At 65.7% G+C, this 26,621-nt stretch carries 20 protein-coding genes; 11 read left to right on the forward strand and 9 right to left on the reverse strand.

Features of this window, described 5'->3' with window-relative positions:
- Nucleotides 1-44 precede the first annotated feature (44 nt).
- Both ubiA and K426_RS00940 read left to right on the forward strand, forming a co-directional pair.
- Nucleotides 45-947 (forward strand): 4-hydroxybenzoate octaprenyltransferase, encoded by a 903-nt coding sequence (ubiA, locus tag K426_RS00935; RefSeq protein ID WP_066553129.1) that lies wholly within the window; start codon nt 45-47, stop codon nt 945-947.
- Nucleotides 944-2,401 (forward strand): phospholipase D-like domain-containing protein, encoded by a 1,458-nt coding sequence (locus K426_RS00940; RefSeq protein WP_066553132.1) that lies wholly within the window; start codon nt 944-946, stop codon nt 2,399-2,401. The genes ubiA and K426_RS00940 overlap by 4 nt, the downstream gene beginning before the upstream one ends.
- A 45-nt stretch (nt 2,402-2,446) precedes the next feature.
- Here the strand turns inward: K426_RS00940 and smc are convergent, their stop codons facing one another.
- From smc to K426_RS00960, 4 genes are all read right to left on the reverse strand, one after another.
- Nucleotides 2,447-5,890: a chromosome segregation protein SMC gene (gene smc, locus K426_RS00945; protein WP_066553135.1), complete on the reverse strand. Its 3,444-nt coding sequence runs from the start codon at nt 5,888-5,890 to the stop codon at nt 2,447-2,449.
- 170 nt (nt 5,891-6,060) lie between these two features.
- Entirely contained in the window at nt 6,061-6,795 is a 735-nt protein-coding gene (locus K426_RS00950) for a thioredoxin domain-containing protein (protein ID WP_066553137.1), read from the reverse strand.
- 44 nt (nt 6,796-6,839) lie between these two features.
- Nucleotides 6,840-7,499, reverse strand: a complete 660-nt coding sequence (locus tag K426_RS00955) for a thioredoxin domain-containing protein (protein WP_066553139.1) — start codon at nt 7,497-7,499, stop codon at nt 6,840-6,842.
- A 91-nt stretch (nt 7,500-7,590) separates the two neighbouring features.
- Nucleotides 7,591-8,133, reverse strand: coding sequence for a DUF721 domain-containing protein (locus K426_RS00960; protein WP_066553145.1), 543 nt, complete (start codon nt 8,131-8,133; stop codon nt 7,591-7,593).
- 26 nt (nt 8,134-8,159) lie between these two features.
- On the opposite strand from K426_RS00960, the gene K426_RS00965 reads away from it, so the two are divergent.
- From K426_RS00965 to K426_RS00980, 4 genes are read left to right on the forward strand one after another with little or no spacing between them, the layout of a single operon-like run.
- Nucleotides 8,160-9,230: an A/G-specific adenine glycosylase gene (locus K426_RS00965; RefSeq protein ID WP_066553147.1), complete on the forward strand. Its 1,071-nt coding sequence runs from the start codon at nt 8,160-8,162 to the stop codon at nt 9,228-9,230.
- Entirely contained in the window at nt 9,217-10,137 is a 921-nt protein-coding gene (nudC, locus tag K426_RS00970) for an NAD(+) diphosphatase (protein WP_066553150.1), read from the forward strand. The genes K426_RS00965 and nudC overlap by 14 nt, the downstream gene beginning before the upstream one ends.
- Nucleotides 10,138-10,185: 48 nt before the next feature.
- Nucleotides 10,186-11,532: a TldD/PmbA family protein gene (locus tag K426_RS00975; protein ID WP_066553152.1), complete on the forward strand. Its 1,347-nt coding sequence runs from the start codon at nt 10,186-10,188 to the stop codon at nt 11,530-11,532.
- Nucleotides 11,519-12,316 carry an inositol monophosphatase family protein gene (locus tag K426_RS00980; protein WP_066553155.1) on the forward strand — a complete coding sequence of 266 codons (798 nt, stop codon included), beginning with the start codon at nt 11,519-11,521 and terminating at the stop codon, nt 12,314-12,316. Before K426_RS00975 ends, K426_RS00980 begins: the two co-directional genes overlap by 14 nt.
- Nucleotides 12,317-12,455: 139 nt before the next feature.
- Here the strand turns inward: K426_RS00980 and K426_RS00985 are convergent, their stop codons facing one another.
- Nucleotides 12,456-13,169: a GDSL-type esterase/lipase family protein gene (locus K426_RS00985; RefSeq protein WP_066553157.1), complete on the reverse strand. Its 714-nt coding sequence runs from the start codon at nt 13,167-13,169 to the stop codon at nt 12,456-12,458.
- A 117-nt stretch (nt 13,170-13,286) separates the two neighbouring features.
- On the opposite strand from K426_RS00985, the gene K426_RS00990 reads away from it, so the two are divergent.
- The gene (locus K426_RS00990; RefSeq protein WP_066553160.1) at nt 13,287-14,243 is read left to right on the forward strand and encodes an acyltransferase family protein; all 957 of its coding nucleotides are present in this window, start codon (nt 13,287-13,289) and stop codon (nt 14,241-14,243) included.
- Between the two features lie 4 nt (nt 14,244-14,247).
- On the opposite strand, the gene K426_RS00995 is transcribed toward K426_RS00990, so the two are convergent.
- Entirely contained in the window at nt 14,248-14,757 is a 510-nt protein-coding gene (locus K426_RS00995; RefSeq protein WP_066553162.1) for a hypothetical protein, read from the reverse strand.
- A gap of 63 nt (nt 14,758-14,820) precedes the next feature.
- Nucleotides 14,821-16,104 carry a phosphoribosylamine--glycine ligase gene (gene purD, locus K426_RS01000; RefSeq protein ID WP_066561237.1) on the reverse strand — a complete coding sequence of 428 codons (1,284 nt, stop codon included), beginning with the start codon at nt 16,102-16,104 and terminating at the stop codon, nt 14,821-14,823.
- Between the two features lie 7 nt (nt 16,105-16,111).
- Between purD and xseA the strand changes: the two genes are divergently transcribed.
- The 4 genes from xseA (at nt 16,112) to K426_RS01020 (ending at nt 22,041) form a co-directional block, all read left to right on the forward strand.
- Nucleotides 16,112-17,608 (forward strand): exodeoxyribonuclease VII large subunit, encoded by a 1,497-nt coding sequence (gene xseA / locus K426_RS01005; RefSeq protein WP_066553165.1) that lies wholly within the window; start codon nt 16,112-16,114, stop codon nt 17,606-17,608.
- Between the two features lie 34 nt (nt 17,609-17,642).
- On the forward strand, nt 17,643-17,852 hold the full coding sequence (locus tag K426_RS01010; protein ID WP_066553168.1) for a DUF2093 domain-containing protein: 210 nt from the start codon (nt 17,643-17,645) through the stop codon (nt 17,850-17,852).
- Between the two features lie 16 nt (nt 17,853-17,868).
- Entirely contained in the window at nt 17,869-18,705 is an 837-nt protein-coding gene (locus tag K426_RS01015; protein ID WP_066553173.1) for a M23 family metallopeptidase, read from the forward strand.
- 321 nt (nt 18,706-19,026) lie between these two features.
- A complete protein-coding gene (locus tag K426_RS01020; RefSeq protein ID WP_066553175.1) occupies nt 19,027-22,041 on the forward strand; it encodes a TonB-dependent receptor domain-containing protein in 3,015 nt (1,004 codons plus the stop codon).
- A gap of 79 nt (nt 22,042-22,120) precedes the next feature.
- Here the strand turns inward: K426_RS01020 and clpB are convergent, their stop codons facing one another.
- Both clpB and K426_RS01030 read right to left on the reverse strand, forming a co-directional pair.
- Nucleotides 22,121-24,700, reverse strand: a complete 2,580-nt coding sequence (gene clpB, locus K426_RS01025) for an ATP-dependent chaperone ClpB (RefSeq protein ID WP_066553184.1) — start codon at nt 24,698-24,700, stop codon at nt 22,121-22,123.
- 228 nt (nt 24,701-24,928) lie between these two features.
- Nucleotides 24,929-26,563: a M28 family metallopeptidase gene (locus K426_RS01030; protein ID WP_066553187.1), complete on the reverse strand. Its 1,635-nt coding sequence runs from the start codon at nt 26,561-26,563 to the stop codon at nt 24,929-24,931.
- Between the last annotated feature and the right edge of the window lie 58 nt (nt 26,564-26,621).

The raw sequence follows: 26,621 nt of genomic DNA on the forward strand, positions 1-26,621 counted from the left end.
AGAAGGGGAGGGCTTCGACAAGCTTTGGCCCGAACGGAGTTGGTGTGAATCAGACGATCGTCCCCGACAGCGAAGCGCGTGGTTTGGTTGCGCGCCTGCCCGATGTTCCGCGTGCTCTGGCCTTGCTGGCGCGGTTCGACCGGCCGATCGGCTGGTGGTTGCTGTTCTGGCCGGGCGCCTGGGCGGTGGCGTTGGCAGGGGAGGGCTGGGCGCATTGGCCGCTGATCCTGTGGTTGCTGCTGGGCAGCGTCGCCATGCGTGGGGCCGGATGCGTGTTCAACGATATCGTAGACCGCGATCTGGACCGTCAGGTGGCGCGGACGGCTTCGCGGCCTTTGGCGAGCGGGGCGGTGTCGCTGAAGACCGCCTGGGCCTGGCTGTCGGCGCTCTGTCTGGTCGGGCTGGTGGTGCTGCTGCAACTGCATCTTCATGCGCAGCTCGTGGCGCTTGGGTCGCTGGCGCTGGTGGCGGCCTATCCCTTCATGAAGCGGATTAGCGGATGGCCGCAAATATGGCTGGGGCTGGTCTTTTCCTGGGCCGCGCTGGTCGGGTGGACCGAGGTGGCGGGGACTCTCACCGTACCGGGACTATTGCTCTATGGCGGCTGCATCTTCTGGGTGGTGGGCTACGACACCATCTATGCGTTGCAGGACCGGGAGGATGACGCGCTGATCGGCATCGGATCGAGCGCCCTGTCGATGGGCAGCCATGTGCGGGGGGGGGTGACGCTTTGCTATGCGCTGGCCTTGGCGTTGTGGGGGAGTGCGATCTGGCAGGTCCGGCCGCAGGGGCTGGCGTTGCTGGCGCTGCTGCCGATGGCGGCGCATCTGGGCTGGCAGGTGGCGACTTTGAAGGAGGATGGCGTCGATCCCCTGGCGAAATTCCGGTCCAATCGCTTTGCCGGGCTGCTGATGTTCCTTGGCTGCCTGGTGGTAGGCAGCGCATGAGCGCCCCCCGGCCGGGAGAGGATTGCTGGCGCATCGAGCGCGCCTCGAAGGCGAGCGTGATCGTCGATGCGGATGCCTATTTCCGCCACGCCCGCGCGGCGATGATGAAGGCGAAGAAGCGGATCATGCTGATCGGCTGGGACTTCGACGCCGCGATCAGCCTGATTCGTGAGGATGAGGCGGCCGATGGCGCGCCCGTGGTCATCGGGGATTTCATAAGCTGGCTGGTGGAACGGACGCCGGAGCTGGAAATCTTCCTGCTGCGCTGGGACGTGGGGGCGATGAAGTCGATGGTGCGGCCGTCGAACCTGTTCACCACCGTCCGGTGGATGGCCAATTCGCGCATCACCGTGAAGCTGGACAGCCATCATCCGACGGCGGCTTCGCATCATCAGAAGATCGTGGTGATCGACGATTGCTTCGCCTTTTGTGGCGGGATCGACATGACGGCGGACCGCTGGGACACGCGGCATCACCGCGACGACGATCCGGGACGGCGGCATCCGGACGGGTCGGCCTATGGGCCGTGGCATGATGCGACGACGGCCTTGCAGGGGCCGGTCGCGGCGGCGCTGGGTGACCATGCGCGGGCGCGGTGGAAAGGCGCGGGCGGCGAGGAACTCGCGCCGGTCGAGGGCGTGGAGGATTGTTGGCCCGATGCGCTGCCGGTGCAGTTCGAGGATGTCGACGTCGCCATTTCCCGCTCCGCCCCGGAGATGGAGGATCAGGAGCCGCTCTTCGAGATCGAGCGGCTATATGTGAACCAGATCGCGTCGGCCCGACGATATATTTACGCGGAGAGTCAGTATTTCGCGTCCCGCCGTATTGCCGAGGCGATCGCGGCACGGCTGGGCGAGGAAGACGGGCCGGAAATCGTCATCGTGAACCCCGATCAGGCCGATGGCTGGCTGGAGCAGCAGGCGATGGACACGGCGCGAGCGCGGCTGTTCGAGGCGTTGAAGGCGCGGGATGCATATGGGCGCTTCCGGCTCTACCATCCTTTCACCGCGCGAGGGGAGCCGATCTATGTCCATGCCAAGGTGCTGATCGTCGATGATCGGGTGCTGCGGGTCGGGTCGTCCAATATGAACAACCGCTCGATGCGGCTGGATACCGAATGCGACGTGACGATCGATGCGGCGCTGCCGGCCAATGCGGGGCGGGAGGATGCGATCCGGGGGATTCGCGACGATCTTGTAGCCGAGCATCTGGATTTGCCGGTCGAGCGGGTGGCGGCGGTGATTGCCGAGCGCGGCTTGATTGCGGCGATCGAGCAGTTGCGGGACAAGGCGGGGCGGACCTTGCGGCCCTATGTGACGCCGGATCTGAGCGATGTACAGGCATGGCTGGCGGACAATGAGGTGCTGGACCCCGAGGGACCGGGCGAGATGTTGGAGCCGATTGCCGAGAGGGGATTATTCCGGCGGATGCGCGGATGGATGGAGCGCGGGTAAACCGGATAATGGTGGGTGCTCCTGCGAAGGCAGGAGCACGTAGCTTTACTCCGCCGCCAGCAGCGCCTCAGCCCCGCCCAAATTCACCGAGACGAGGCGGCTCACCCCTCGCTCCACCATCGTCACGCCGAACAGGCGGTGCATGCGGGCCATCGTCACCGCATTGTGGCTGACGATCAGATAGCGCGTGTCGGTCTGCCCCACCATCACGTCGAGCAGATCGCAGAAGCGCTCCACATTAGCGTCGTCCAGCGGGGCGTCGACTTCGTCCAGCACGCAGATCGGGGCGGGGTTCGTCAGGAACAGGCCGAAGATCAGCGCGACGGCGGTGAGCGCTTGTTCGCCGCCAGAGAGCAGGGTGAGCGCGGCCAGCTTCTTGCCCGGCGGCTGGGCCATGATCTCCAGCCCCGCTTCCAAGGGATCGTCGCTGTCGATCAGTTCCAGATGCGCTTGGCCGCCGTTGAAGAGGGTGGTGAAGAGGCGGCGGAAATGGCCGTCCACCGCCTCGAACGCGGCGAGCAGGCGCTGGCGGCCCTCGCGGTTCAAACTGCCGATGGAACCGCGCAGGCGGTTGATGGCCTGGCTCAGTTCCTCGCTTTCGGCGCGGCTGTTGGCCTGGGTCGCTTCCAGTTCCTCCAGTTCCTGCGCGGCGACGAGGTTGACCGGGCCGATGCGTTCGCGCTCGGTAACGAGGCGGTCATGCTCGGCCTGTTCGGTCTGTGCGATGCGGATGTCGGCGCTGGCGAAGCCCAATTTCTCCGGCAGGACCGGGGGTGGGCATTCGAAGCGTTCGCCCGAAAGGCGGTTGGTTTCGACGCGCTTTTCGTCAGCCGCTTCGGCGCGGGCGACGGCGGTGGCGCGGGCTTCGCGGCATCCGGCGAGGGTTTCGCCAGCTTGGGCGGCGCGCTGCTCGGCGGTGCGCAGGGCGGCTTCGGCTTCGCTTTCCTCGCGGCGGGCGGTGTCGGCGGCTTGGGTCAGTGCGTCGCCTTGTTCGCCAAGCGTCGCGATGGCGGCGGCGAGCTGGTCCGGCTGCTCCGCAATGTCGGCGCGTTCCTGGGCGATGGCCTCGTTACGGTCGACCATGGCGGCGATGCGCTTGGCGGCTTCGCCTGCGCGGGCGCGCCAGCCCTTGGCCTCGGCATCGGCGGCGGCCATGCGTTCGCGGTCGCTGGCCAGAGCGCGGTCGGCCAGCGCCTGGTCGGCCTGAAGCTGGCTGACGGCAAGGCGGGCCTTTTCGCTGGCCTGTTGCAGCGTGGTGGCGAGGGTGCGGGTTTCCTCTCCGTCCGGCATGGCGGCGCGGGCGACTTGTGCCTTGTCGTGTTCGGCTTCAGCGGCGTCGAGGTCGGCGCGGGCTTCGGCCAGCCGTTCCTCAATCGCTTCGCGGCGGCCGGATAGGCGTTCGAGCGCGGTCGCGGCTTCGTCGGCGGCGCGCAGGGCGGTGCGCAGGCGCTGGTCGGCATTGGAGAGTTGCGTACGGCCGGTGGCAAGGGTCTGGGCTGCTTCGCGCTCGCAGGCGGCGGCAGAGTCCTGCGCCATGCGGCCGGCATCGACCTCGGCCTCAATGGCGGGACGGGCGGCGGCGATGGCGTCGAGGCGGTTGATGCGAATCAGGCGCTCGGCGGCGGCTGCGCCGCCTTCGATGGCGAGATAGCCGTCCCAGCGGCGGAGCTGGCCGTCCTTGGTGACGATCCGTTGGCCTACGGCGAGGGGATGGCCTTCGTCACTGTCCGTGACCGCGACCTGCGCAAGGCGGCGGGCAAGTTCCGGCGGCGCGGTCACATGGGTGGACAGCGCCGTGCAGCCCGCGGGCAGTGCGGGATCGCTGTCGAGCGGGGCGGCGCCTGCCCAGCGGCGTTTGCCTGTGGTGGCGATAGGGGCTTCCAGATCGTCGCCCAGCGCGGCGGCCAGGGCGCGTTCATAGCCGGGGGCGGCTTTGAGCTGGTCGAGTGCGCGGCTGCGGTTGCCGGTGCCGCTTTCCACCGCCCGTTTTAGGGCAGAGGCTTCGCTGTCCAGCGCGGCGAGCCCGGCGCGGGCGGAGGCAAGCGCGGCTTCGGCGGTGGCGCGGGCTTCGGCGGCTTCGGCGCGAGTGGTTTCGGCGGTGCGGATCGCGGCTTCTGCTGCGTCACGGTCGGCGCCGGCTTGTTGTTGGGCGGTGAGTGCTTCGGTGCGCTTCTCTTCCAGCGGGGCGGCATCGGGTAGGGCGGCGGCCTCGGATTCGAGGCGCTGGGCTTCGCGGACCGCACGGTCCAGGCGGCCGCGCGCGGCGGCGAGGGCTGCGTCGGCAACGCGCAGTTCCGCCTGCTCGCCAGCCTGCTTGGCCATGGCTTTCGCCAGATCGAGTTCGGCGTCGCGGGCGGCGTCCTCGGCGCGGGCGATGCGGCCGGCGAAATCGGGGCGCATCGCTTCGGTTTCCGCGATGCGGCCTTTCAGCACGGTGATTTCGTCGGTGAGGCGGGCGATCGCTTCGGCCGCGTCATTGGCGAGCGTGCCTTCCCGCTCCCGGTCCTCTTCCAGACGGGCGGCCTGCTGGGCAAGGTCGTGGAGGCGGCGGACCACGCCGTCGCGTTCGGTGCGCAGGGCGGTAAGCTTGTGGCCCGCCTCGCTGGCGGCATCGCGGGCGGTCTGGGCGGCGGCGCGTTTTGCGGCAAGCGCTTCGACGGCGGCATTGGCGTGGACGGCGGCAGCCTGCTGGGCTTCCTGCGCGGCGGCGACGGCGGTTTCGGCCTGCTTCGCCTCGGCGCGAGCGGCATCGGCGCTGGCGGCTGCTTCGCGCCAACGGGCAAAGATCACCCGCGCTTCGGCAATGCGGATCTGTTCGGACAGGCGGATATAGCGCTCTGCCGCCTTGGCCTGACGGCGCAGGCTGTTGGCGCGGGCGTCCATGTCCGATAGGATTTCGTCCAGCCGCATGAGGTTGGCTTCGGCGGCGCGCAGCTTCTGCTCGGCATCCTTGCGGCGGACGTGGAGGCCGGAAATGCCCGCCGCTTCCTCCAGCATGGCGCGGCGTTCCTGCGGGCGGGCGGCGATGACGGCGGCGATGCGGCCCTGGCTGACCAGAGCTGGACTATGTGGCCCGGTGGCGGCATCCGCGAAGATCAGCGACACGTCCTTGGCGCGGACGTCGCGGCCATTGGCTCTGTAGGCGCTGCCCGCGCCGCGTTCGATGCGGCGGGTGACTTCCAACTCGCCGTCAGCCGCGACTTCGACCGCGTTGAACAGTTCGCCCTGTTCCTGGATGGTGAGCAACGAGACTTCAGCGAAATCGCGCTGGGGGCGGGTGGAGGTGCCCGCGAAGATCACATCCTCCATGCCGCCGCCGCGCATCGACTTGGCGCTGGATTCGCCCATGACCCAGCGGATCGCTTCGAGCAGGTTCGACTTGCCGCAGCCATTCGGCCCGACAATGCCGGTGAGGCCGGGTTCGATGCGCAGTTCCGTCGGGTCGACGAAGCTCTTGAAGCCGGAAAGTTTGAGGCGCCTTATCTGCATCGTGCAAGATCAGGGCAGCGCAAAGCCGCCCCGCGGCTGGCCCCTTTCGGGGCCAGCATGTTGCCCGTGATTTCCGAGCCGCCAGATGTTGCCATCTGGCTTGAAATCACTTTAGCGGAAACCCGCATCGATGATGTCAGCCCCCTCTTATTCAATCCCAAATCCCTGACTTAGAGTCCCGCTTCCTTGAGTTTGGTGCGCAGTGCTGGCCAGGCGGCGGTGTTTTCGACCATCACGCCGTTCAGGATGAAGGTCGGCGTGCCTTCGATCTTATATTGCTGGTTCGCCTCTTCCACGCCCTTGGCCAGCTTTTCGGCGGCGGCGGTGTCGGCCAGGCATTGCTTCGCCTGATCCTCAGCTATGCCGCGCTGCTTGGCGAAATCGACCAGGCCGACGGCGGCGGCCAACTGGCCGAAGCGCTGGGCCGGGGGCGCGCTCATCAGCGCCTTGTATTTTTCGTCGCCCAGCGCCTGCGCCTTTTCGAACATGGCGTTCTGGTTGCCGAAAAACTGTTCGGACAGCGGATAGAAGATGTCCTTGCCGCCGCAGCGTGCCAGCAGCGCCGTCGAAATGTCGATCGGGTCGCGCACATAATTGCGGAATTCGAAGCTCATCTTGCCGCTGTCGACGATCTGCTTGATCTCTTCGGCCGATTCAGCGGCGAAATCGCGGCAGTGCGAGCAGGTGTAGGAGCCATATTCGATCAGCTTCACCTTCGCATTGGGATTGCCCATGACGAAATGGCCTTCGGGCGTGGCGGCAATGGTTTCGGACCATTTGGTGCCTGCCGGCGCGGCGACGGCGGCGACCGGTTCGGCGGAGGTGGCGCTGCCCGCATCCTTCTTGCCGCAGGCGGCGATGGTCAGGCTAAGGGCGATGAGAGCAAGTCCGGAAAGGGCTTTCACGTTATTTTGGCTCCGTTTGTCGGGCGTTATCGTGCACGTTTAGATCAGGGCAATGCCGCCTGCAACCGCGTCCAGTCGGAACCGTGAACCAACGTGCCGTTCACCGTGAACGCGGGCGTGCCGGTGATCTGCACCTTGTTCCAGGCTTCGTCGGTCATGGCGAGGATCTGCTTCATCGACGCGGGATCGTTGATGCAGGCGTCGAGCTGTGCGGGCTTGTAGCCGCGCTTCGCCATCAGGGCGTAGAGTCCGGTCTTCTGGCCGATGTCGCGCAGGGCAGCCTTTTGTTCGGTCGGCTTGGTCGCGTCCTTTTCATAGGCCATCAGCTTTTCCATCCAGGCGTCCTGATTGGCGAACAGCGCTTCGTGATTGCCGAAGAAACGCTTCGGACCGCCGCAGCGGGCGAGCAGGGCGGCGGTCAGGTCATATCTGTCGCGCACGGCGTTGCGGACTTCGACGCTCATCTTGCCGCCCTTCACATAATTGGCCCGCAGCGGTTCGCTGGCCTCGCCCACGAAATGGGCGCAGTGGGAGCAGGTGTAGCTCACATATTCGACCAACTTGGTCGGCGCGGCGGGATTGCCCAGCACATGGCCGCCGATCGGGGACAGGACGATCTGATTCAGCCAATTGGCGGCGGGGGCAGCGATGAGGGTCGCGGGGATGGCGAGCAAAGTGAGCAACAGCAATCTGAGTTTCGTCATGCGGTGGTCCAGTGAAACGCCGCCCCTGTCACGGCTGAGGATGGATCGAATCGAGGTGCGATGTGCGCCGACGCGTCCCGGCACCTCGAACTCAGCTGATCTTGGGCAAACCATTGGAATTGGCAAGCCCCTGCGCCAACGATTCCAACACGGCGCGCAGTTCGGGATCGCCAATGTCGCGGAGCGAATCGCCCAGTTCCACCGGAATGGGCTTGAGGTTGCGCGGCGGCGGGCGGCGTTCCGGCTCGCGGGGCTGGGTCATGCCCTGCTTCATTGAGACCTTGGCGACGGCGGCATAGCCGAAGAAGCGGTTCACCCGGTCGATGATGTCGGGCAGCACATGCTGGATCATCGGCGCATGGCCGCTCATGACGGTGAGCTGCAACGTGCCCCCGGCTTTCTTGCCCGCCGGGAAGCGGATCGATTCGGGTTCGCTGATCCCGGCATAATGGAGCCCGACGATCTCCGCCCAGCGGGTAACGATGCTGGACTGGACGAAGCCGAATTTGCGGAAGGCGGCGGCGCCGATGGCGGGCATCAGGTCCGCGATCCGGCGCGGGGCGCCGATGCGCGGGCGTTCCTCCGCCTGTTCCTTGCGGCTTTTCATTTTGGGAGTCGCGGGGCGTTCCGTCATGCCTCGCTTAATGGCATAGGGGCGCCATGCGCGTCGAGGGTAACATCCAGAAAATAGCATCCGATTTGCTCGCCCATTATGACGTCCATGCGCGCAGGCTGCCCTGGCGCGCGGCGCCGGGGGCCAATGCCGCCGATCCCTATCGGGTGTGGCTGTCGGAGGTGATGCTCCAGCAGACGACGGTGGCGGCGGTCGGGCCTTATTTCGCGAAGTTCACGGATCGCTGGCCTGATGTGGCGGCCCTGGCGGCGGAGGAGGATGCCGAGGTCATGGCCGCCTGGGCGGGGCTGGGCTATTATGCCCGCGCCCGTAATCTGCTGGCCTGTGCGCGGGCGGTGGCGGGCGAGCATGGCGGGGTGTTTCCCGATACCGAGGACGGACTGCGCGCCCTGCCGGGCGTGGGGGCTTATACGGCGGCGGCGGTGGCGGCGATCGCCTTCGGGCGGCGCGCCGTGGTGGTCGACGCCAATGTCGAGCGGGTGGTGGCCCGGCTCTTTGCCATCGCGACGCCTCTGCCTGCGGCACGCCCGGAGATTCGGGCGGCGACCGACAGCATCACGCCCGATCTGCGCGCCGGGGACTTTGCGCAGGCGATGATGGATCTGGGCGCGACCATCTGTACGGCGCGCAATCCCGCTTGCGGGATTTGCCCCTTGCGGGAGGATTGCGCGGCTTTCCGGACCGCCGATCCTGCCGCTTTTCCGGTCAAGGCCGCGAAAAAGGCCAAGCCGCATCGGCTGGGCCATGGCTGGTGGATCGAGCGGCCGGACGGACATGTCTGGCTGGTGCGGCGGCCCGATAAGGGGATGTTGGGCGGCATGCGCGCGCTGCCTTCCTCCGAATGGAACGACGCGCCCGATGCCAGGCCGCCGCTATCCGCCCGCTGGCGGCAGGCGGCGGAGCCGGTGGCGCATGTTTTTACGCATTTCTCCCTCGCATTGACGGTCCACCATGCCCATGTCGGGCAGGACGTGACCCCACCCGGCGAGGGTGAATGGTGGCCGGTGGCCGAAATCGGGAAGGCGGGCCTGCCGACTCTTTTCGCCCGCGCCGCCGAAGTGGCGATGAAGGAGAGGATGGACGATGCACGGCTCTAATGCCCCGGAATCGCAGCTTGTGGCCTTTGGCGGGGGGCGGTTGGACCGGGTCGATCATATCCGCAGCAATCCTGCCCTGCTGGCGGAGGCCTTTGCCTCTCCGCTGGCCCGCCGTGTCGTGCTGGAGGGACTGGAGCCAGTGGTCGAGGGTGGCCATCTGGTGATGGAGCCGCTGCCCGACGATGCCTGGATCGAGCATCATGCGCTGCTGGGCGTGGATGAGCGGCAGCGGCCGATCTTCGCGGAGCTGCTCGCGGATGCGCCGGACAGCTTCTTCGCCACGCCGCGCAGCCGGGCATTGGCGGGCGAGGTGCCGGGACATGAGGTCGCCCTCTACGGCACGGCGCGCAGCCTGCTGGCCTGGCATGCGCGGCACCGCTTCTGTTCCGTGTGCGGGCAGCGCACCGCCCCGGTCAAGGCGGGCTGGTCGCGCCGCTGCGGTTCCTGCGAGGCCGAGCATTTTCCCCGCGTCGATCCGGTCGTCATCATGCTGGCCGAGCATCGCGGGCGGGTGTTGCTCGGGCGGCAGCATAGCTGGCCGGCGGGGCGCTATTCGGCGCTGGCCGGCTTCGTCGAGCCGGGCGAGACGCTGGAGGAAGCGGTCGTTCGCGAGATCAAGGAGGAGGCGGGCGTCGCCACCCATAAGGTGCGCTATGTGACCAGCCAGCCCTGGCCCTTCCCCTCCTCGCTGATGATCGCCTGCATGGCGCAGGCGGATGACGATGCGCTGAAGATCGACGAAAATGAGATCGAGCATGCCTTCTGGTGCGATGCGGAGGGGGTTCGGGCTGCGATGGCCGAAGAGGAAGGCGCGCCCTTCGTCGCGCCGCCGCCGATGGCGGTGGCCTGGCATTTGCTGAAGCACTGGCTGGATGGGCAGGTTGCCGACCGTGAGCCAAGCGCGTAAGGCCGCCCATTCGCCCTGCATGCCCCATTACAGGAAACGACACAGCCCATGCTCAGCCTAGAAGAAGCCCAGTCTCGCGCGCAGGATCTGGTGACGGCGGCGCGCCGGGCAGGTGCGGATGCGGCCGACGCCATCTATGCCTGCAACGCGTCGACCAATGTGTCGGTGCGGCTGGGCGCGCTGGAGGATGTGGAACGGTCGGAGGGCGAGGAAATCGGCCTGCGCGTGTTCATCGGCCGCCGCTCAGCGAGCATTTCGGCGTCGGACATGAATCCGGCGACGCTGGCGACTTTGGTCGACCGCTGCATCGCCATGGCGGGGCAGGCGCCGGAGGATCCCTATGCCGGGCTGGCTCCCGAAGACCGGTTGCTGAAGGAGGCGCTGCCCGCGCTGGACCTGGCCGATCCGTTCGAGCCGGAACCGGCGGACCTCAGGGCACGCGCCATGATCGCGGAGGAAGCGGCGCGTGCTGTGCCGGGCGTCACCAACAGCGAGGGCGGCGGCGCGGCGACCGGGCGGAGCCAGATGGCGCTCGCCACCAGCCATGGCTTTGCCGGAGCCTATGCGGGGACGAGTCATTCGACCTGGGCGAGCGTGCTGGCCGGGACCGGCGCCGACATGCAGCGCGACCATGCCAGCCACAGTGTCCGCCATATCGAGGATCTGGACGATGCCGATGCGGTCGGCACCCGGGCGGGGCATCGCGCGGTGGCGCGGCTCAATCCGGTGAAGGTGGGAAGCGGCGTGATGCCGGTGATTTTCGACCCGCGCATCGGCTCCAGCCTGGTCGGTCACTTGATCGGCGGCATGGTCGGCCCGGCGATCGCGCGGCGGTCCAGCTTCCTGCTGGACTCGTTGGGCGAGGCGCTGTTCGATTCGGGTGTCACGATCATCGACGATCCGCTGCGGCTGCGGGGTCTGCGTTCGCGGCCCTTCGACGGGGAAGGCCTTCCGGTCGAGCGTCGCGCGCTGATCGACAAGGGCGTGCTGACCGGCTGGCTGATGGACAGCGCCTCGGCGCGGCAGTTGGGGCTGGAGCCGACCGGCCATGCCAGCCGTGGCGGCAGCGGCGCGCCGGGCGCGGGCGTCACCAATGTGCATATGGAGCCGGGGACGGTTTCGCCCGGTGAACTCATGGCGGATGTGAAGCGTGGCCTCTACGTCACCGAACTGATCGGCATGGGCGTCAATGGCGTGACCGGCGATTACAGCCGGGGCGCGGCGGGCTTCCTGATCGAAAATGGCGTGGTGGGTCAGGCCGTGTCGGAAATCACCATCGCCAGCAATTTGAAGGCCATGTTCCGGGCGCTGGTGCCGGCCGATGACCTGGTCTTCCGCTATGGCATGAACGTGCCGACGATCCGCATCGACGGGATGACCGTTGCCGGCGGCTGACATCCCCTTGCGCGATGTGGTTGCCGTCGTTTCGGATGCGGCGGACCGTGCCCTGACGCTCTGGGCGGGCGGGGAGACGCGCGTGCGCCAGTGGGAGAAGGTTCCCGGCCATCCAGTGTGCGAAGCCGATCTGGAACTGGACGCGATGCTGCGCGAGCGGCTCTATGCGATCGATCCGTCGGCGGGTTGGCTGTCGGAGGAGACGGCGGATACCGTGCACCGGCTCGACCTGCCCCGCGTCTGGGTGGTCGATCCGATCGACGGCACGCGTGACTATCTGCGCGGGCGGCCTGGCTGGGCGGTGTCGGTGGCGCTGGTGGAGCATGGTGCGGTGCGCTTCGGCATATTGGCGGCGCCTGCCCGCAATGAGCTGTGGATCGCGCAGGCGGGCGCGGGGGCGACCCGCAACGGGCGTATCTTGCAAGCGGGCTCGCGTGCCCTGCTGCCGGGTTCACGCGTACCCGCCGATCAGCTTCCCCGCTATGACCGCGATCTCGTCACCGTCGACAAGCCCAACAGCATCGCGCTGCGCATGGCGATGGTCGCGGCGGACGAGGCCGATCTGGTCGCGACGGTTCGCTGGGGCAATGAATGGGATGTCGCCGCTGCGGCGTTGATCGCTGAGGAGGCGGGGGCGATCGTCACCGATGCGCTCAGCAATCCCTTTTCCTTCAACCGGCCGCAGCCCACCGCCTTTGGGTTGTTATGCGCCGCGCCGGGGATTCATGCCGCGGCGGCGGAGCGCCTGGCGCCGCGTGCGCGGGAGATATTGGGGCGGGGCTAGGGGTTAGGTCTGCCAAGCGATACGTGCTCCTGCGAAGGCAGGAGCCCAGATCAGACGGTGGAACTGGGCTCCTGCCTTCGCAGGAGCACGATACGCTTCACGGAAAGCAGCGCGAAGCAGACCGTCCACCCTCCACCTATCAAGGCGTGCAGCGGCGTACCGTCTCGGGTGGCAGGATTTCGCTCAGCCGCTGGCGCACAACCCCGGCCCAGATGCGGTATCCGGCCGGGTTCATATGCACCCCGTCGGGCCGGTAATTGTCGCCCAGCTTCCCGTCCTTCAGCAGCGGCGTGGTGATGTCGGCATAATAGGTCAGCGGAATCCGGTCGATCAGCCTTTGCGCCGCCGCGTTGAACAATAGCTGGTTGCGGAAGATCGAACGGCGCGTGGGGCTAGGCTTCATCGACAGCACCAGGACCGGCACGTCGCCCATCATCCGGTTGCGCAGATCGAGGAAGTAGGCGAGGTCGCGGATGACGGTTCGGACCGCGATGCCGTTGGCGATGTCGTTTTCGCCGGCATAGAGGATGATCGCCGCCGGCTTGTGGTCGTCCGCGGTATTGGCGAAGCGGGGCAGGATTTCAGCGAAGGTCGCATTGTCGATGCCCCGGTTATGCGCCAACCATGGCGCCATGTCCTGGTTGAGGCTGGTCCAGCGGTGCATGGACGAACTGCCCACGAACCAGAGCGAGCAGGCGCTTTGTCGCGGGTCGTCGTTCGGCAGCGTCGCTCGCGCATCGCGGTAATGGCCGGCCGCCAGCCAGCCGCCGAAGATCAGGCAGAAGACGAGAACCGCCAACCCGATCTTGGCAAAAGGCGAGGCGTCGAGGCGTTGCAGCAGCGGCGTCTTCATCGAAAGATATATGTAGAGTTTTTTTTCGGCTGCAAAGCCATATTCGTTTCTTTTTCTTAACGATGTCGCAACCCTATCAACGTTAATGTTCCGACCGGGGCGCTAGGGCAAAATTACGTGGGCAAGAATCCGTCGATCGACCTGCTGAAAGGCGTGCTGATCCTGCTCGTCATGGGCGGGCATGTGATGGAGCTGACCGGCGGCCATGATCTGGCGCTGTGGGTCGGATCTGGTTTCCGCATGCCCTTGATGGTCGGCATTTCCGGCTATTTGCTCAACGTCACCCGCACCCGTGCCGATTCCACCCAGCTTCTCATGTCCCGCTACGGCCGGCGGATGCTGCTGCCCTGGGCCTTTGCCGGGCTGGTCTATATGGTTGCCAGCGGAGAGGCGCTGCACTGGACCACGCCTTTCGACCTGATGTTCCGGCCGCCCTTCCACCTCTGGTATGTGCCGACGCTGTTCTTCCTGATCATGTTGACGCGGCTGTTGCCCTTCTCGCCGCTGGTCCTGCTGGCCATCGGCACGCCGGTCAGCCTGGCCGTCATGTACAGCTTCGGCCTCAATCACGGTCCGATCGGGCACAGCCTGTTGTCGATCGACAGCCGGTTCCTGCGCTATCCGGTCTATTTCTTCTTCGGCATGCTGATGGCGGAGCGGCGCGTTTCGCGACGTTATCTGCCGATTGCCGGGGCCGTCGCGCTGCTTGGCATCCTGTGGTGGTCGGGGCTTTACGATGCCGACGATGAGCTGGCTTTCGTGCCGGCGCGGCTGCTGATGTGCCTCGGCCTGATCGCGCTGTTGCCGATGCTGTCGGTGCTGCGGCTGGACTTTGCCCCAGTCAATGCGATCGGGCGCGACAGTCTGTTCTTCTATCTCTGGCACCCGTTGGTCATGGGCGTGGTCATCATGACTGGAGTGGGAGCGGTGGCGACGCTGGCGCTGTCGATCCTGCTGCTGGCATTAGGCAACCGCCTTGCGGCGTCGGGGACGCTGCTGCCGCTGCTGTTCGGCAGCGTGCCGCAGGGGCGCACCGTGCGGACCACGCCCGCAAAAGCGCCCTTACCGGCCTGACTGTTCAGATTTTGCCATATTTGGCTTCGAACCCGGCGACGTCGCCGGCGGCGAGATATTTCGCCTGGTCGATCCACTGGTCGCGCACCGGACGGCCCTTGAAATTGCCTAGCTTGGCGTCGATTACGGCGATGTCGGTATCGTTCCAGCCCGCGATCTGCGCATATCGGGTGACGCCCAGCTCGATCAGCAGCGTGTTGAGCTTGGGGCCGATGCCCTTCAGCTTCAGTAGGTCGTCCGCATCGCCGGACGGCGTGGTGACGGCGGGCGATGTCGGGATCGGCTCCGGCGCGGGCGTCGGTTGAGCCGGGGCAGCGGCGATGGGTTCGGGCGCCACCGGCTCGACCGGTGCGGAGACGGACGGAGCGGCGACCGGCGCGGCAGGCTTCTTCGCCTCTACAGCGACGGGAGGCTCGCTCGGCCTGTTGCGCCCGGACAGCAGGAAGACGATGCCGATAAGGACCAGCAGCGCGATCAGCAGCCACAGGCCATAGTCCATGAAAAATTCTTGCATCGCTCGTCCCTCCCTGTCCAACTTTGCTTTATTTAAGAGCGCTTGAGTGCGCGCTGCAAGGGATCAGTGCGAGGCATCCTCCCGCGCGACTTCCCGCCAGCCAATATCGCGGCGGCAAAAGCCGGTCGGGAAGCCGATGGCGTCGACCGCCTTATAGGCCGCCTCCTGTGCTGCCTTCACCGTGTCGCCGGTCGCGGTGACGTTCAACACGCGGCCGCCATTGGCGATGATCGTGCCGTCCTTGTCCGCCGTGCCCGCGTGGAAAACACGCGCGCCGGTGGCTTCCGCCGCGTCGATGCCGGTTATCGCGCCGCCATTTTCCGGGGTGCCGGGATAGCCGTTCGCGGCCATGACGATGGTCAGCGCGGTGCGGTCCGCCAGTTGCACCGGCCCCTGACCGGCCAGCCGGCCTTCCGCCACCGCCAGCAGCAATTCCCCCAGATCGCCGTCGAAGCGCATCATCAGCACCTGGCATTCGGGATCACCGAAGCGGGCATTATATTCGATCAGCTTTGGCCCTTCGTCGGTCAGCATCAACCCGGCATAAAGAACGCCGCTATAGGGCGTGCCTTCGGCAGTGAGCGTTTCCACCGTGGGGCGGATGATCTTCTCGATCACTTCCGCTTCCAGTTCCGGGGTCAGCACGCGGGCGGGACTATAGGCGCCCATGCCGCCGGTATTGGGGCCGGTGTCGCCATCGCCCACGCGCTTGTGGTCCTGCGCCGATCCGAAGGGCAGGATCGCGCTGCCGTCGGTCAGGGCGAAGAAGCTCGCTTCCTCGCCGGTCATGAACTCCTCCAGCACCACTTCCTCGCCCGCCGCGCCGAACGCGCCGGAGAACATGGAGTCGAGCGCCTCCAAGGCTTCTTCGCGGCTTTCCGCGATGATCACGCCCTTGCCCGCCGCCAGGCCGTCCGCCTTGATCACCACCGGCAGCGCGAAATCGTCGAGCGCGGCGATCGCGCCATCCTTGCTGGTGACGCGCTCATAGGCGGCGGTGGGGATGTTGGCGCGCTTGCACAGATCCTTGGTGAAGCCCTTCGAGCCTTCGAGCTGCGCCGCCTTCTTGCCGGGACCGAAGACCGGATAGCCCTTCACCCGCAGATTGTCGGCCAGCCCGTCGACCAGCGGCGCTTCGGGGCCGATCACCACCAGGCCGATGCTGTGGCGCAGGCAGAAATCGACCACGGCGCGATGATCCGTGGCATCGAGGTCGACCAATGTCGCATGCTGGGCTATGCCGGGGTTGCCCGGCGCGGCATAAAGGGTGGTAAGGGTAGGCGATTGCGCCAGCTTCCACGCCAGCGCATGTTCGCGGCCGCCGCCGCCCAACAGAAGGATGTTCATTTCGCCCATGTCCCCGGAAGATGAAGCTGGTTTCGATGTCTCGGGGCGCCTGTTAGCCGAGGAACGCGCAGGGGACAACGCGCCGCCGCTGTCGGTGAGCGAATTGTCGTCCCTGTTGAAGCGCGCGGTCGAGGACCGTTTCGGCCATGTCCGCCTGCGCGGCGAGATTTCCGGGTTCAAGCGGGCGGGGTCTGGGCACATCTATCTGTGCCTGAAGGACGACAATGCCGTGATCGACGGCGTGATGTGGAAGGGCGGCGCGGCCCGCCTGCCCTTCGCGCCGCAGGACGGGGTGGAGGTAATCGCCACCGGCAAGCTCACCACTTATCCCGGCCGCTCCAAATATCAGATCGTGATCGAGCGGATGGAACTGGCGGGCGAAGGCGCGCTGATGGCGCTGCTCGAGAAGCTCAAGCAGAAGCTGGCGGCGGAGGGGCTGTTCGACCGGGATCGCAAGCGCCGCCTGCCCTTCATGCCACGCGTCATCGGTGTCGTGACCTCGCCCACCGGGGCCGTGATCCGGGACATATTGCATCGGTTGGAGGATCGCTGCCCGACGCAGGTGCTGCTCTGGCCGGTGCTGGTCCAGGGGCAGGGCGCCGCCGAGCAGGTGGCGCGGGCGGTGCGCGGCTTTAGCGACATGCAGCCCGGCGGGCTTTTGCCGCGTCCCGATCTGGTGATCGTGGCGCGTGGCGGCGGCTCCATCGAGGATCTGTGGAGCTTCAATGAGGAGATCGTCGTCCGGGCGGTGGCCGAATGCTCGATCCCGATCATCTCCGCCGTGGGGCATGAAACGGACACGACGCTGTGCGACTATGCCGCCGACGTGCGGGCGCCCACGCCCACGGCTGCGGCGGAAATGGCGGTGCCGGTCCGGGCCGAACTGCTGGCGATGCTGACCGAGCAGGGGCTGCGCATGGATCGCGCCGTGCGGCGGGGCGCCGCGCAGGCGCGGGAACGGCTGGAAATGCAGGCGCGGCTGATGCCGACGCCGGATATGCTGCTCAGCCCCCAGCGGCAGAAACTGGACCAGATGTCGGATGGTCTGGTGAGCGGGTTGCGACATCGCGTTGCCGATGCCCGTGCCCATCTGGGGCAGGCGGGCGGGGCATTGCGGCCTGCCTTGCTGCGTCAATATGTCAGCCGCGCGGCCGAGCGCGTCGACCGGCTGCGGCTGCGCCCGGATTATCTGACGCGGGTCTATCAGGACCGGGCGACGACATTCGACCGGGTTTCGCGCCTGTTCACATCGGTCAATCCGGACCTGCCGTTGCAGCGCGGCTTTGCGCGGGTGATGGCGGGCGACCGGCTGGTGAAATCGGTGGCGGAGGCCCAGGCTGCGGGGGCCGTCAGCCTGCACTTCCGCGACGGCGCGGTGGGCGCGAGCATCGAAGGCGGCGCGCCTCTTGAGAAGCCGTCCGCCGAGGCTATATCGACTCCGTCCCGCGCGCCGCGCAAGCCGCGTGAGGGCAAGGGAACGGACCAGCAGGATCTGTTTTCCTGATGACGCCATTGCGCAAGAAAGGCCGAGTGACCCCATGCTGATGTCCAACCGCGATCGCCCGGCCCGGCTGCACTATATGGCCTACAGCTTCCGCATCCTGCAGGCGGGCGACCATGTCGTCTGCGCCGTCAGCGGGCGAAAGATCTCGCTGGAGGATTTGCGCTACTGGAGCATCGCCCGGCAGGAACCCTATGCCAGCGCCGAAATCTCCGCCCAGGCCGAATTGAAGGCGCGTGGCCTGTAAAATGTCGGGGTCGTAAATGAAGAGTTGGATTGCCGCCGCTGCGCTGGCGATGGCCGGCGTGACGGCTGCGTCTTTCGCAGCGCCGCCCGCCGCGGAACTGCTGTTGACCGGCGTGCCCATTCAGGGCGGCACCTTGCTGGGGACGGCGCCCAAGGGGACGGTCGAACTGCGCTTCAACGGCCAATTGGTCCCCGTCGATGCCGATGGCCGCTTCCTGATCGCCTTCGACCGCGATGCCGTGCCGCAGGCCCGGCTCACAGGGCGTCTGGTCGATGGCACGCTGCTGGACCGCGCCCTCGCCGTCGCGCCCCGCGACTGGCGGATCGAGCAGGTCGACGCACCACTGCGCCCGACGAAAGATACGGAAGCCTTCCTCGCCCTGCGCAAGCCGGAACTGGAGCAGATCGCCGCCGCCCGCGACATGACGACGGACGCCAGGGGCTGGCGCCAGCGGTTCATCTGGCCGCGCATCGGCCGCGTCTCCGGCCTGTTCGGGTCGCAGCGCGTCTATCAGGGGCAGCCGGGCGCCTATCATAGCGGTGTCGACGTTGCGGGCGCCACGGGCGATCCTGTCGTCGCCCCGGCCGACGGCGTGGTGATCCTGGCCGCCGATCACCCCTTCACGCTGGAGGGTAATCTGTTGATGATCGACCATGGCCATGGCCTCAACAGCGCCTTCCTGCATCTCTCGCGGATCGACGTGATTCCCGGGCAACATGTGATTCAGGGACAGCGCATCGGCGCGATCGGAGCCACCGGCAGGGCCACTGGACCGCATCTTCATTGGGGAATGAAGTGGAATGACGCGCGGATCGATCCGCTTTTGCTCGCCGGACCCATGCCGCCGAACTGACGTAATATTTCACGGAACTATAATTTTATTCGTGTGTTTTCGCGCACCGAAATGCGAAAGTTTTTCCCGGAAACTCGGGCCTGCAACAATGTTGTTATACGGCTGTTCAATCGCCATTTTGTGCGATTGTGGCATATTTACTACAGTTTCCGCCAAATGCGATTTCCGACCCCAGAGCCTGCTTTACACTCATAAAACGACTGCGCAGAGTAACCCGCAGTACGTGTGAAGAGGGTTTGCTGTCGGGCTCTTTTCGCTCTCTTCACGCGTCAAAAAAGCGCGCGGTGCAGTCCGCGAACCTCCAGAGCAAGGGACTGGATAGTGAAGACCATAACCAAGATCGGGCTGCGCGGTGGCGCGGCTCTTCAGGCGTTGACTCTCGTCGGCGCGGGCCTCGCGGCATTCTCCGCACCCGCTTTCGCCCAGGATGCAGCGCAGGGCGCCAATTCGGATGCAGGCGATGTCATCGTCGTCACCGGGTCCATCATCCGCCGTACCGATGCCGAAACGCCTTCGCCGGTCACAACCGTTTCGGTCGAAAATCTCGACAAGCGCGGCATCAGCACGGTTCAGGAAGGTCTGCAGCGGATTGCCGCTAATAATGGCCCGGCGCTGACCAACAGTTTCTCGGCCAATGGCGCGTTCGCCGCCGGTGCTTCGGCTGTGTCGCTGCGCGGCCTGTCGACCAACTCGACGCTGGTTCTGTTCGACGGCATGCGCGCCGCTTATTATCCGCTTTCGGATGACGGCACGCGCAACTTCGTCGATCTGAACACCATCCCGGACGATATCGTCGACCATATCGAAGTGGTCCGTGACGGCGCCTCTTCCGTCTATGGCGCGGACGCCATTGCGGGCGTGGTCAACGTCATCACCAAGAAGAATTTCAAGGGCATTTCGGGTCGCGTCGAAAGCGGCATTTCCAGCCGTGGCGATGGCCAGCAATATCGCCTGTCGATGACCGCCGGCACCGGCGATCTCGATGACAATGGCTATAATGCTTATGTCAGCGGCTTCTACTATAACAGCAAGCAACTGAAGAACGACCAGCGCCGCTATCCCTACAATACCGACGACTATCGCAACATCTGCCATGACGGCGTCTGCGGTCCGAACAATATCGTTGACGGTCTGGACGGCGACGGCGCCTATCCAGGCTTCAGCCCGGTTGTGACCAACACCGGCAGCACCTTGTTCGTGCGTCGGGCCGATGCCCTGACCGGCACGCAGAGCGGCCGCTATCAGTTGCTTAACCCGGCCGTTGCCTGTCAGCGCGGCAGCCTCTACAATCTGACGGGTGCCGAACTGGCTGATCCGGCCAACGCCGCCGCCCCGACCACCGTATGTCAGGAAGACCTGACCAAGAATTACGGCGTCATCAACCCGGATATCGAGCGTTACGGCCTGTCGGCCCGTTTCACCGCCCGCGTCGGTGATTCGAGCGAAGCCTATGCCGAGTTCAACTTCCTGACCACCAAGGTCGCCTATGACGGCCTGCCCAGCACGCTTCGTGCGAACGCGCCAGCGCCCTTCTACTTCCCGCGCTACAGCACCTCGGGCAACGTCGCTTATTATGGCAACAACAACATCCTGCAATTGCCGGTCTATGTCTGCCCGCGCGGAACGACCGTCGCCTGCACGGCTGCCAATGGCACGCTGAACCCGAACAACCCGTTTGCGGCCGCAGGCCAGAAGGCGGCGTTGATCGGCCGTCTGCCCAACTCGATCGAGCATGATGAATCGCGTACCCGCGCCTATCGCGGTGCGCTCGGCATCAAGGGCCCGATCAACGACAAGTGGAGCTATCAGGTCGACGCGACCGCGATGCACATGGATCTGCGCCGCAAGTCGGACGGCTATGTCTACATCCAGCACCTGCTGGACGTGATCGCGGATGGCAGCTTCAACTTCCTGAATCCTAACGCCAACAGCCAGGCGAGCATGGATTATCTGATGCCGACGGCAATCGCCAATTCGACGTCGGACATGGTTCAGGTTCAGGGTGCGGTCCAGGGCGAACTGTTCGACCTGCCGGGCGGCCCGCTGCAGTTCGCCGCGGGCGTGTCGTTCCGCTATGAAGCGATCGACTCTCCGTCGATCAACTCCGATATCAATGGCGGCACGGAGCGCTATTATCGTTTGAACGGTTTCGCCGTGAAGGGTGATCGCCGGGTCTATTCGGCCTTTGCGGAACTTACGGCTCCCATCATCGACCAGGTCGAAGTCGATGCGTCGGGCCGGTATGACCGTTATTCGGGTGGTCTCGACAATTTCTCGCCGAAGATCGGCGTGAAGGTGAAGCCGATCAAGGAAGTGCTGCTGCGCGGCACCTTCTCGAAGGGCTTCCGCGTTCCGAGCTTCGGTGAAGCGAATGCGACCTTCCCGACGACGGGCTTCGTCACCAACAACCAGAGCCTGTTCAACGACACCTATCTGGCGCAATATGGCTGCACGGTCGCGACCTTCAGCTCGTGCCCGCAATATATCCGCAGCGGCAGCTATGGCGCGACCTCGCTCGCCAATCCGGAGCTGAAGGCGGAAAAGTCGCGCAGCTTCACGGCCGGTATCCTGGTCGAGCCGATGCGGGGCGTGTCCTTCTCGGTCGACTATTACAACATCAAGAAGACGGGCGCGATCACCACGGCCGACAACACCCCGGCGTTGCAGGCCTATTATGCGGGTCTGCCGATCCCGGCAGGCTTCAACGTCATCGAAGACGTGCCCATCGCGCCGGGCGATCCGCGCCAGCCGCGCGTTGCCTTTGTCCAGTCGGGCTTCATCAACGCCAACACCATCAAGTCGGAAGGCCTGGACTTCGAAGCCAATATCGATCTGCCGGTCGCCGAGGGCATCCGTTGGAACAGCTCGCTGCAAGCCAGCTACATCCTGCGTCTGGAAACCGAATTTCCCGACGGTTCGGTGGAACGCTATGACGGCACGCTCGGCAACTTCAACCTGACCGCCGGTTCGGGCACGCCCAAGTGGCGCGGCACCTGGACCAACACGCTTGACTTTGGCGGTTTCGCGCTCAGCGGTACGGCCAACTTCTTCGGCGGTTACGACACGTCGGCGATGGACCAGGGCACCGGCTACAAGGATTGCGGCCTGAACGACGGCTCGCTGCCTTGCCGGGTGAAGGACTACATCACCTTCGATCTCAATGCGCAGGTCAAGGTGACGGACCGCTTCACCTTCTACGCCAACATGCTGAACGTGTTCGACAAGCTGCCTCCGATCGACACGATCACCTATGGCGCCCATGCCTACAACCCGGTTCAGGGTGGCGAAGGCATATTGGGCCGCTATTTCCGCATCGGCGCGAAGTTCAACTACTGATCTTCCCCGTCCTTCGGACAGAAAAGAAGGGGCGCTTCCATCGGGAAGCGCCCCTTTTTCTTGGTTCGGCGAAAGAAGATCAGCCGATGCTGAGCTTCAACGCACCATCGCCTTCATCGACGCGAACGGTCGAACCATCCGGCACCTCGCCGCGCAGGATGAGGTCGGCCAGCGGGTCTTGCAGATAGCGCTGCACCGCGCGCTTGAGCGGCCTTGCGCCATAGACCGGATCATAACCGACCCGCCCCAGCCACGCCCGCGCGCCATCGGTCAGGTCGAGCGTCACCTTGCGATCCTTCAGCAGCTTGCCGATGCGCGCGACCTGGATGTCCACGATCGGCGCCATGTGGGCGGCGCCCAGGCGGTGAAACAGGATCACTTCGTCCAGGCGGTTCAGGAATTCCGGCCGGAAATGCGCCCGGACGATGTCCATCACCTGATCCTCGACCTTCTCGACCGGCTCGTCGTCGGCCAGGCTGGCGATGAACTGGCTGCCCAGATTCGACGTCAGTACGATGATCGTGTTGGTGAAGTCCACCGTCCGACCCTGGCCATCGGTCAGGCGGCCGTCGTCCAGCACCTGCAGCAGCACGTTGAACACATCGCTGTGCGCCTTTTCGACCTCGTCGAACAGGACGACCTGATAGGGACGGCGGCGCACGGCTTCGGTGAGCACGCCGCCTTCCTCATAGCCGACATAGCCCGGAGGTGCGCCGATCAGCCGGGCGACGCTGTGCTTCTCCATGAACTCGCTCATGTCGATGCGCACCATCGCGCTGTCGTCGTCGAACAGGAAGCCCGCGAGCGCCTTGGTCAGTTCCGTCTTGCCGACGCCTGTCGGGCCAAGGAAGAGGAATGAACCCAAGGGCCGGTTCGGATCCTGCAATCCCGCACGGCTGCGGCGCACTGCGGTAGCGACGGCCTTCACCGCATCGGCCTGACCGATGACGCGCTTGGCCAGTTCCGCTTCCATGGCGAGCAGCTTTTCGCGCTCGCCTTCCAGCATCCTGTCGACGGGGATGCCGGTCCAGCGGGAGACGACCGAGGCGATATCCTCGCTCGTCACTTCTTCGCGCAGCATCGCGCCCTGGGTGACATTCTGCGCTTCGGCCAGCTTGCGCTCCAGTTCGGGGATGCGGCCATAGGCCAGCTCCCCCGCCTTGGCGAGATCACCGGCACGCTGCGCCTGCTCCAGTTCGACGCGGGCGGCGTCCAACTGTTCCTTGAGCTTGCTTTCGCCCGCAATTTTGTCCTTCTCCGCCTGCCAGCGCTGGGTGAGTTCGGCCGACTGCTGTTCGAGGTTGGCGAGGTCTTCCTCCAGCGCGGCGAGACGGTCCGCCGAGGCCTTGTCGGTCTCCTTCCTGAGCGCTTCCCGCTCGATCTTGAGCTGGATGATGCGGCGGTCGAGCGTCTCGATCTCCTCGGGCTTGCTCTCCACCTCCATGCGCAGGCGGCTGGCGGCTTCGTCCATCAGGTCGATGGCCTTGTCGGGCAGGAAGCGGTCGGTGATGTAGCGGTTGGAGAGCGTCGCCGCCGACACGATCGCGCCGTCGGTGATCCGCACGCCATGGTGCAACTCATATTTCTCCTTGAGGCCGCGCAGGATGGAGATGGTGTCCTCCACCGTCGGCTCGCCCACGAAGACGGGCTGGAAGCGCCGCTGGAGCGCGGCGTCTTTCTCGACATATTTGCGATATTCGTCGAGCGTGGTCGCGCCGATGCAGTGCAGTTCGCCGCGCGCCAGAGCGGGTTTGAGCAGATTGCCCGCGTCCATCGCGCCCTCGGACTTTCCCGCGCCGATCAGCGTGTGCATCTCGTCGATGAAGAGGACGATCTGGCCTTCCGCGCCCTTCACCTCGTCCAGCACGCCTTTGAGGCGCTCCTCGAACTCGCCGCGATATTTGGCGCCCGCGATCAGGCTGCCCATGTCGAGCGCCATCAGCGTGCGGTCCTTCAGCGTATCGGGCACGTCGCCATTGGCGATGCGCAGCGCCAGACCCTCGGCAATGGCGGTCTTGCCCACACCGGGGTCGCCGATGAGGACGGGGTTGTTCTTGGTGCGGCGGGCAAGGATCTGGATGGTCCGCCGGATTTCCTCGTCGCGGCCGATCACCGGGTCGAGCTTGCCCATGCGCGCCGCTTCGGTCAGGTCGCGGGCGAATTTCTTGAGCGCGTCATAGCGATCTTCCGCGCCCGCCGTGTCGGCGGTGCGGCCGCCGCGCAGATTGTTGATCGCGGCGTTGAGCGCTTCGGCCTTCACGCCCGCAGAGCTGAGCGCCTTGCCCGCCGCCGTGGTGGTGGCGAGCGTCAGCGCCAGCAGCAACCGCTCGACCGTGACGAAGCTGTCGCCCGCCTTGGTCGCCACCTGCTCTGCACTGTCCAGCACGCGCACGGCGTCATTGTCCAGGCCGGGCGTCTGCTGCGCGCCGCTGCCGGACACGGACGGCACCTTGGCCAGCGCCGCGTCGGTTTCGCGCAGCGCCACGCCGGCATCGCCGCCTGCCGCTTTGATCAGGCCGGACGCCATGCCCTGCTGGTCCTCCAGCAGCGCCTTCAACAGATGCTCCGGGCTGATGCGCTGATGGCTCATCCGGATCGCGACAGTCTGCGCCGACTGGAGAAAGCCCTTGGCGCGGTCAGTGAATTTTTCGAGGTTCATCAGAGTCCTCTTTCTGGAATTTGGCCCTTCGTGAAGCTGGCCCCGATGTAATGTTGCATAAAAGCAACACAAGATGCCCTACGCAAATATCCTTAGGGCGCTTTCGGCCTCTCCACGTTCGCCCTGAGCGAAGTCGAAGGGCAAGGCTGAGCTTGTCGAAGCCTTCGCTATGCTCAGGTCAGGGCTTCGACTTCGCTCAGCCCGAACGGGGGAGGGATTATTCCGTTTCTATGGCTTCACCGCCTTGAGCGCATCCGGTGCAAAGGCGTTCCCGAAGAAATCGCCCTTATACCAGCGCGGCGCCTCCTGTTCATCGGCAATCTCGCGGGCGATGGCATAGTTCACCTTGGCGAATTTGGCGGCGGCTTCCCAATGGAAGGGCAGGCTCATCTGGTCGGAAGGCTGGTGATAGTCGGTCTTGAGGAAATGCTCGAAGGCCTCCTTCCCCGGTCCGGCGAACCCGGTCATCAGGAACACCGCAGGCACCCCCTCCTGCACGAAGCGATAATGGTCGGATCGGGTGAACAGCCCCTCGGCGGGCAGCGGATCGGGCGAGAGCGAAACACCCTCCGCTCTGGCTGCCTTGGCGACGATGGGACCGAGGGTCGAATGTTCGGCGCCGAACGCCACCACATCCTGAAAATCATAGGTCAGGATCGGCATGTCGAGATTGACCACGCCGACCAGTCTGGCGCCCGCTGGCAATACCGGGTTTTTGGCCAGATATTGCGAGCCGAGCAGCCCGTCCTCCTCCGCCGTCACCGCCGCGAACAGGATGGAGCGTTTCGGCCGCTCGCCGCTTTCCGCAAAGGCCTTCGCCACCGCCAGCATGGTCGCCACGCCCGAGGCATTGTCCATCGCGCCATTATAGACCTTGTCCGGCCCCTTGGCGTCTTCCTTGACCCCCAGATGGTCGAGATGCGCCATCAGCAGCACATATTCATGGGCAAGCGCCGGGTCGGAGCCGGGCAGCACCGCCAGCACATTGCGGCTGGGCGCCGTCTCGACGGAGCTGGCGCGGTCGATGCGGATGCTTTGCTTGAGCGCGAAGCCCTTGGGCCGCGCGCCCTTCTTTTCGGCCTGCGCGCGGATCATGGCGAGGCTCTTGCCCGATCCGGCCAGCAGCGCCTCGGCGGCGGCCCCGGTCACGGTGCCGGTGCCGCGAATGGCAGGGGTGCGGACATAGGGCTGACCAGACTTGTCGATCCAGCTCACCATCGGGCTCTGCGCCCGTTCACGCAGCTTGTCCCAGGGCGTGCGGGCCAGCATGCTGGCGCTGGGAATGGTGATAAGGCCGATGGCGCCGGCCTGTTGCGCGGCCAATGACTTTTCGGCGGCCAGATGCGCGCCGATCTCGCTCGGCATGCCGACAGGGGAACCCGAAAGCGCGACCGCGAACTTGCCCTTAAGGTCTAGGCCCGCATAGTCGTTGATCTTCTCGCGATCGGATTTCAGGCCATAGCCGACGAACACCGCCTGCGCTTCGATGCTTTGCCGCGGTTCGCGGCCGAAGGCGCCGATTGCGACATCATCGCCATTGGCGAAGCGCCTGCCGCCGATGGTGAGCGAGGGGGTGGACGCCTTGTCGAGCCGTGCGACGGCGAGGGTCACCGGCTGATACCAGCTATTCGGCAAGGCCTGTTGCAGACCCAGCGTCTCGAACCGCGCGGCGACATAGCGGGCGGCGATGTCATAGCCGCGCGTGCCGGCATCGCGCCCTTCCAGCAGGTCGTCGGCCAGAAAGCCGATATCGGCGCGGATGGCTTCTCCGGTGATGGCGGGTGCGGCTTGGGCGGAGGCGAGGCTGGGGGTGGCGAGCGTAAGGGCGAGGGAGGAAGCGAAAGCGAAGGAGCGCAGGCGCATCGGGTGCGGAACCTCTCTTTATGGTTGGAAGGGGAGCCTAACGCGCTGGTTTCGCCTG

Source organism: Sphingobium sp. TKS (genome assembly GCF_001563265.1).
Classification (GTDB): Bacteria; Pseudomonadota; Alphaproteobacteria; order Sphingomonadales; family Sphingomonadaceae; genus Sphingobium.

Excerpts from the sequence above, each read along its gene's own strand:
- K426_RS01015 (WP_066553173.1), top strand. The coding sequence starts at position 17,869 with ATGAAGAGTTGGATTGCCGCCGCTGCGCTGGCGATGGCCGGCGTGACG.
- purD (WP_066561237.1), bottom strand. The coding sequence starts at position 16,104 with ATGAACATCCTTCTGTTGGGCGGCGGCGGCCGCGAACATGCGCTGGCG.
- K426_RS00995 (WP_066553162.1), bottom strand. The coding sequence starts at position 14,757 with ATGCAAGAATTTTTCATGGACTATGGCCTGTGGCTGCTGATCGCGCTG.
- K426_RS00975 (WP_066553152.1), top strand. The coding sequence starts at position 10,186 with ATGCTCAGCCTAGAAGAAGCCCAGTCTCGCGCGCAGGATCTGGTGACG.
- K426_RS00940 (WP_066553132.1), top strand. The coding sequence starts at position 944 with ATGAGCGCCCCCCGGCCGGGAGAGGATTGCTGGCGCATCGAGCGCGCC.
- K426_RS00955 (WP_066553139.1), bottom strand. The coding sequence starts at position 7,499 with ATGACGAAACTCAGATTGCTGTTGCTCACTTTGCTCGCCATCCCCGCG.
- smc (WP_066553135.1), bottom strand. The coding sequence starts at position 5,890 with ATGCAGATAAGGCGCCTCAAACTTTCCGGCTTCAAGAGCTTCGTCGAC.
- K426_RS01010 (WP_066553168.1), top strand. The coding sequence starts at position 17,643 with ATGCTGATGTCCAACCGCGATCGCCCGGCCCGGCTGCACTATATGGCC.
- K426_RS00965 (WP_066553147.1), top strand. The coding sequence starts at position 8,160 with ATGCGCGTCGAGGGTAACATCCAGAAAATAGCATCCGATTTGCTCGCC.
- clpB (WP_066553184.1), bottom strand. The coding sequence starts at position 24,700 with ATGAACCTCGAAAAATTCACTGACCGCGCCAAGGGCTTTCTCCAGTCG.
- nudC (WP_066553150.1), top strand. The coding sequence starts at position 9,217 with ATGCACGGCTCTAATGCCCCGGAATCGCAGCTTGTGGCCTTTGGCGGG.
- K426_RS01030 (WP_066553187.1), bottom strand. The coding sequence starts at position 26,563 with ATGCGCCTGCGCTCCTTCGCTTTCGCTTCCTCCCTCGCCCTTACGCTC.
- K426_RS00985 (WP_066553157.1), bottom strand. The coding sequence starts at position 13,169 with ATGAAGACGCCGCTGCTGCAACGCCTCGACGCCTCGCCTTTTGCCAAG.
- K426_RS00960 (WP_066553145.1), bottom strand. The coding sequence starts at position 8,133 with ATGACGGAACGCCCCGCGACTCCCAAAATGAAAAGCCGCAAGGAACAG.
- xseA (WP_066553165.1), top strand. The coding sequence starts at position 16,112 with ATGTCCCCGGAAGATGAAGCTGGTTTCGATGTCTCGGGGCGCCTGTTA.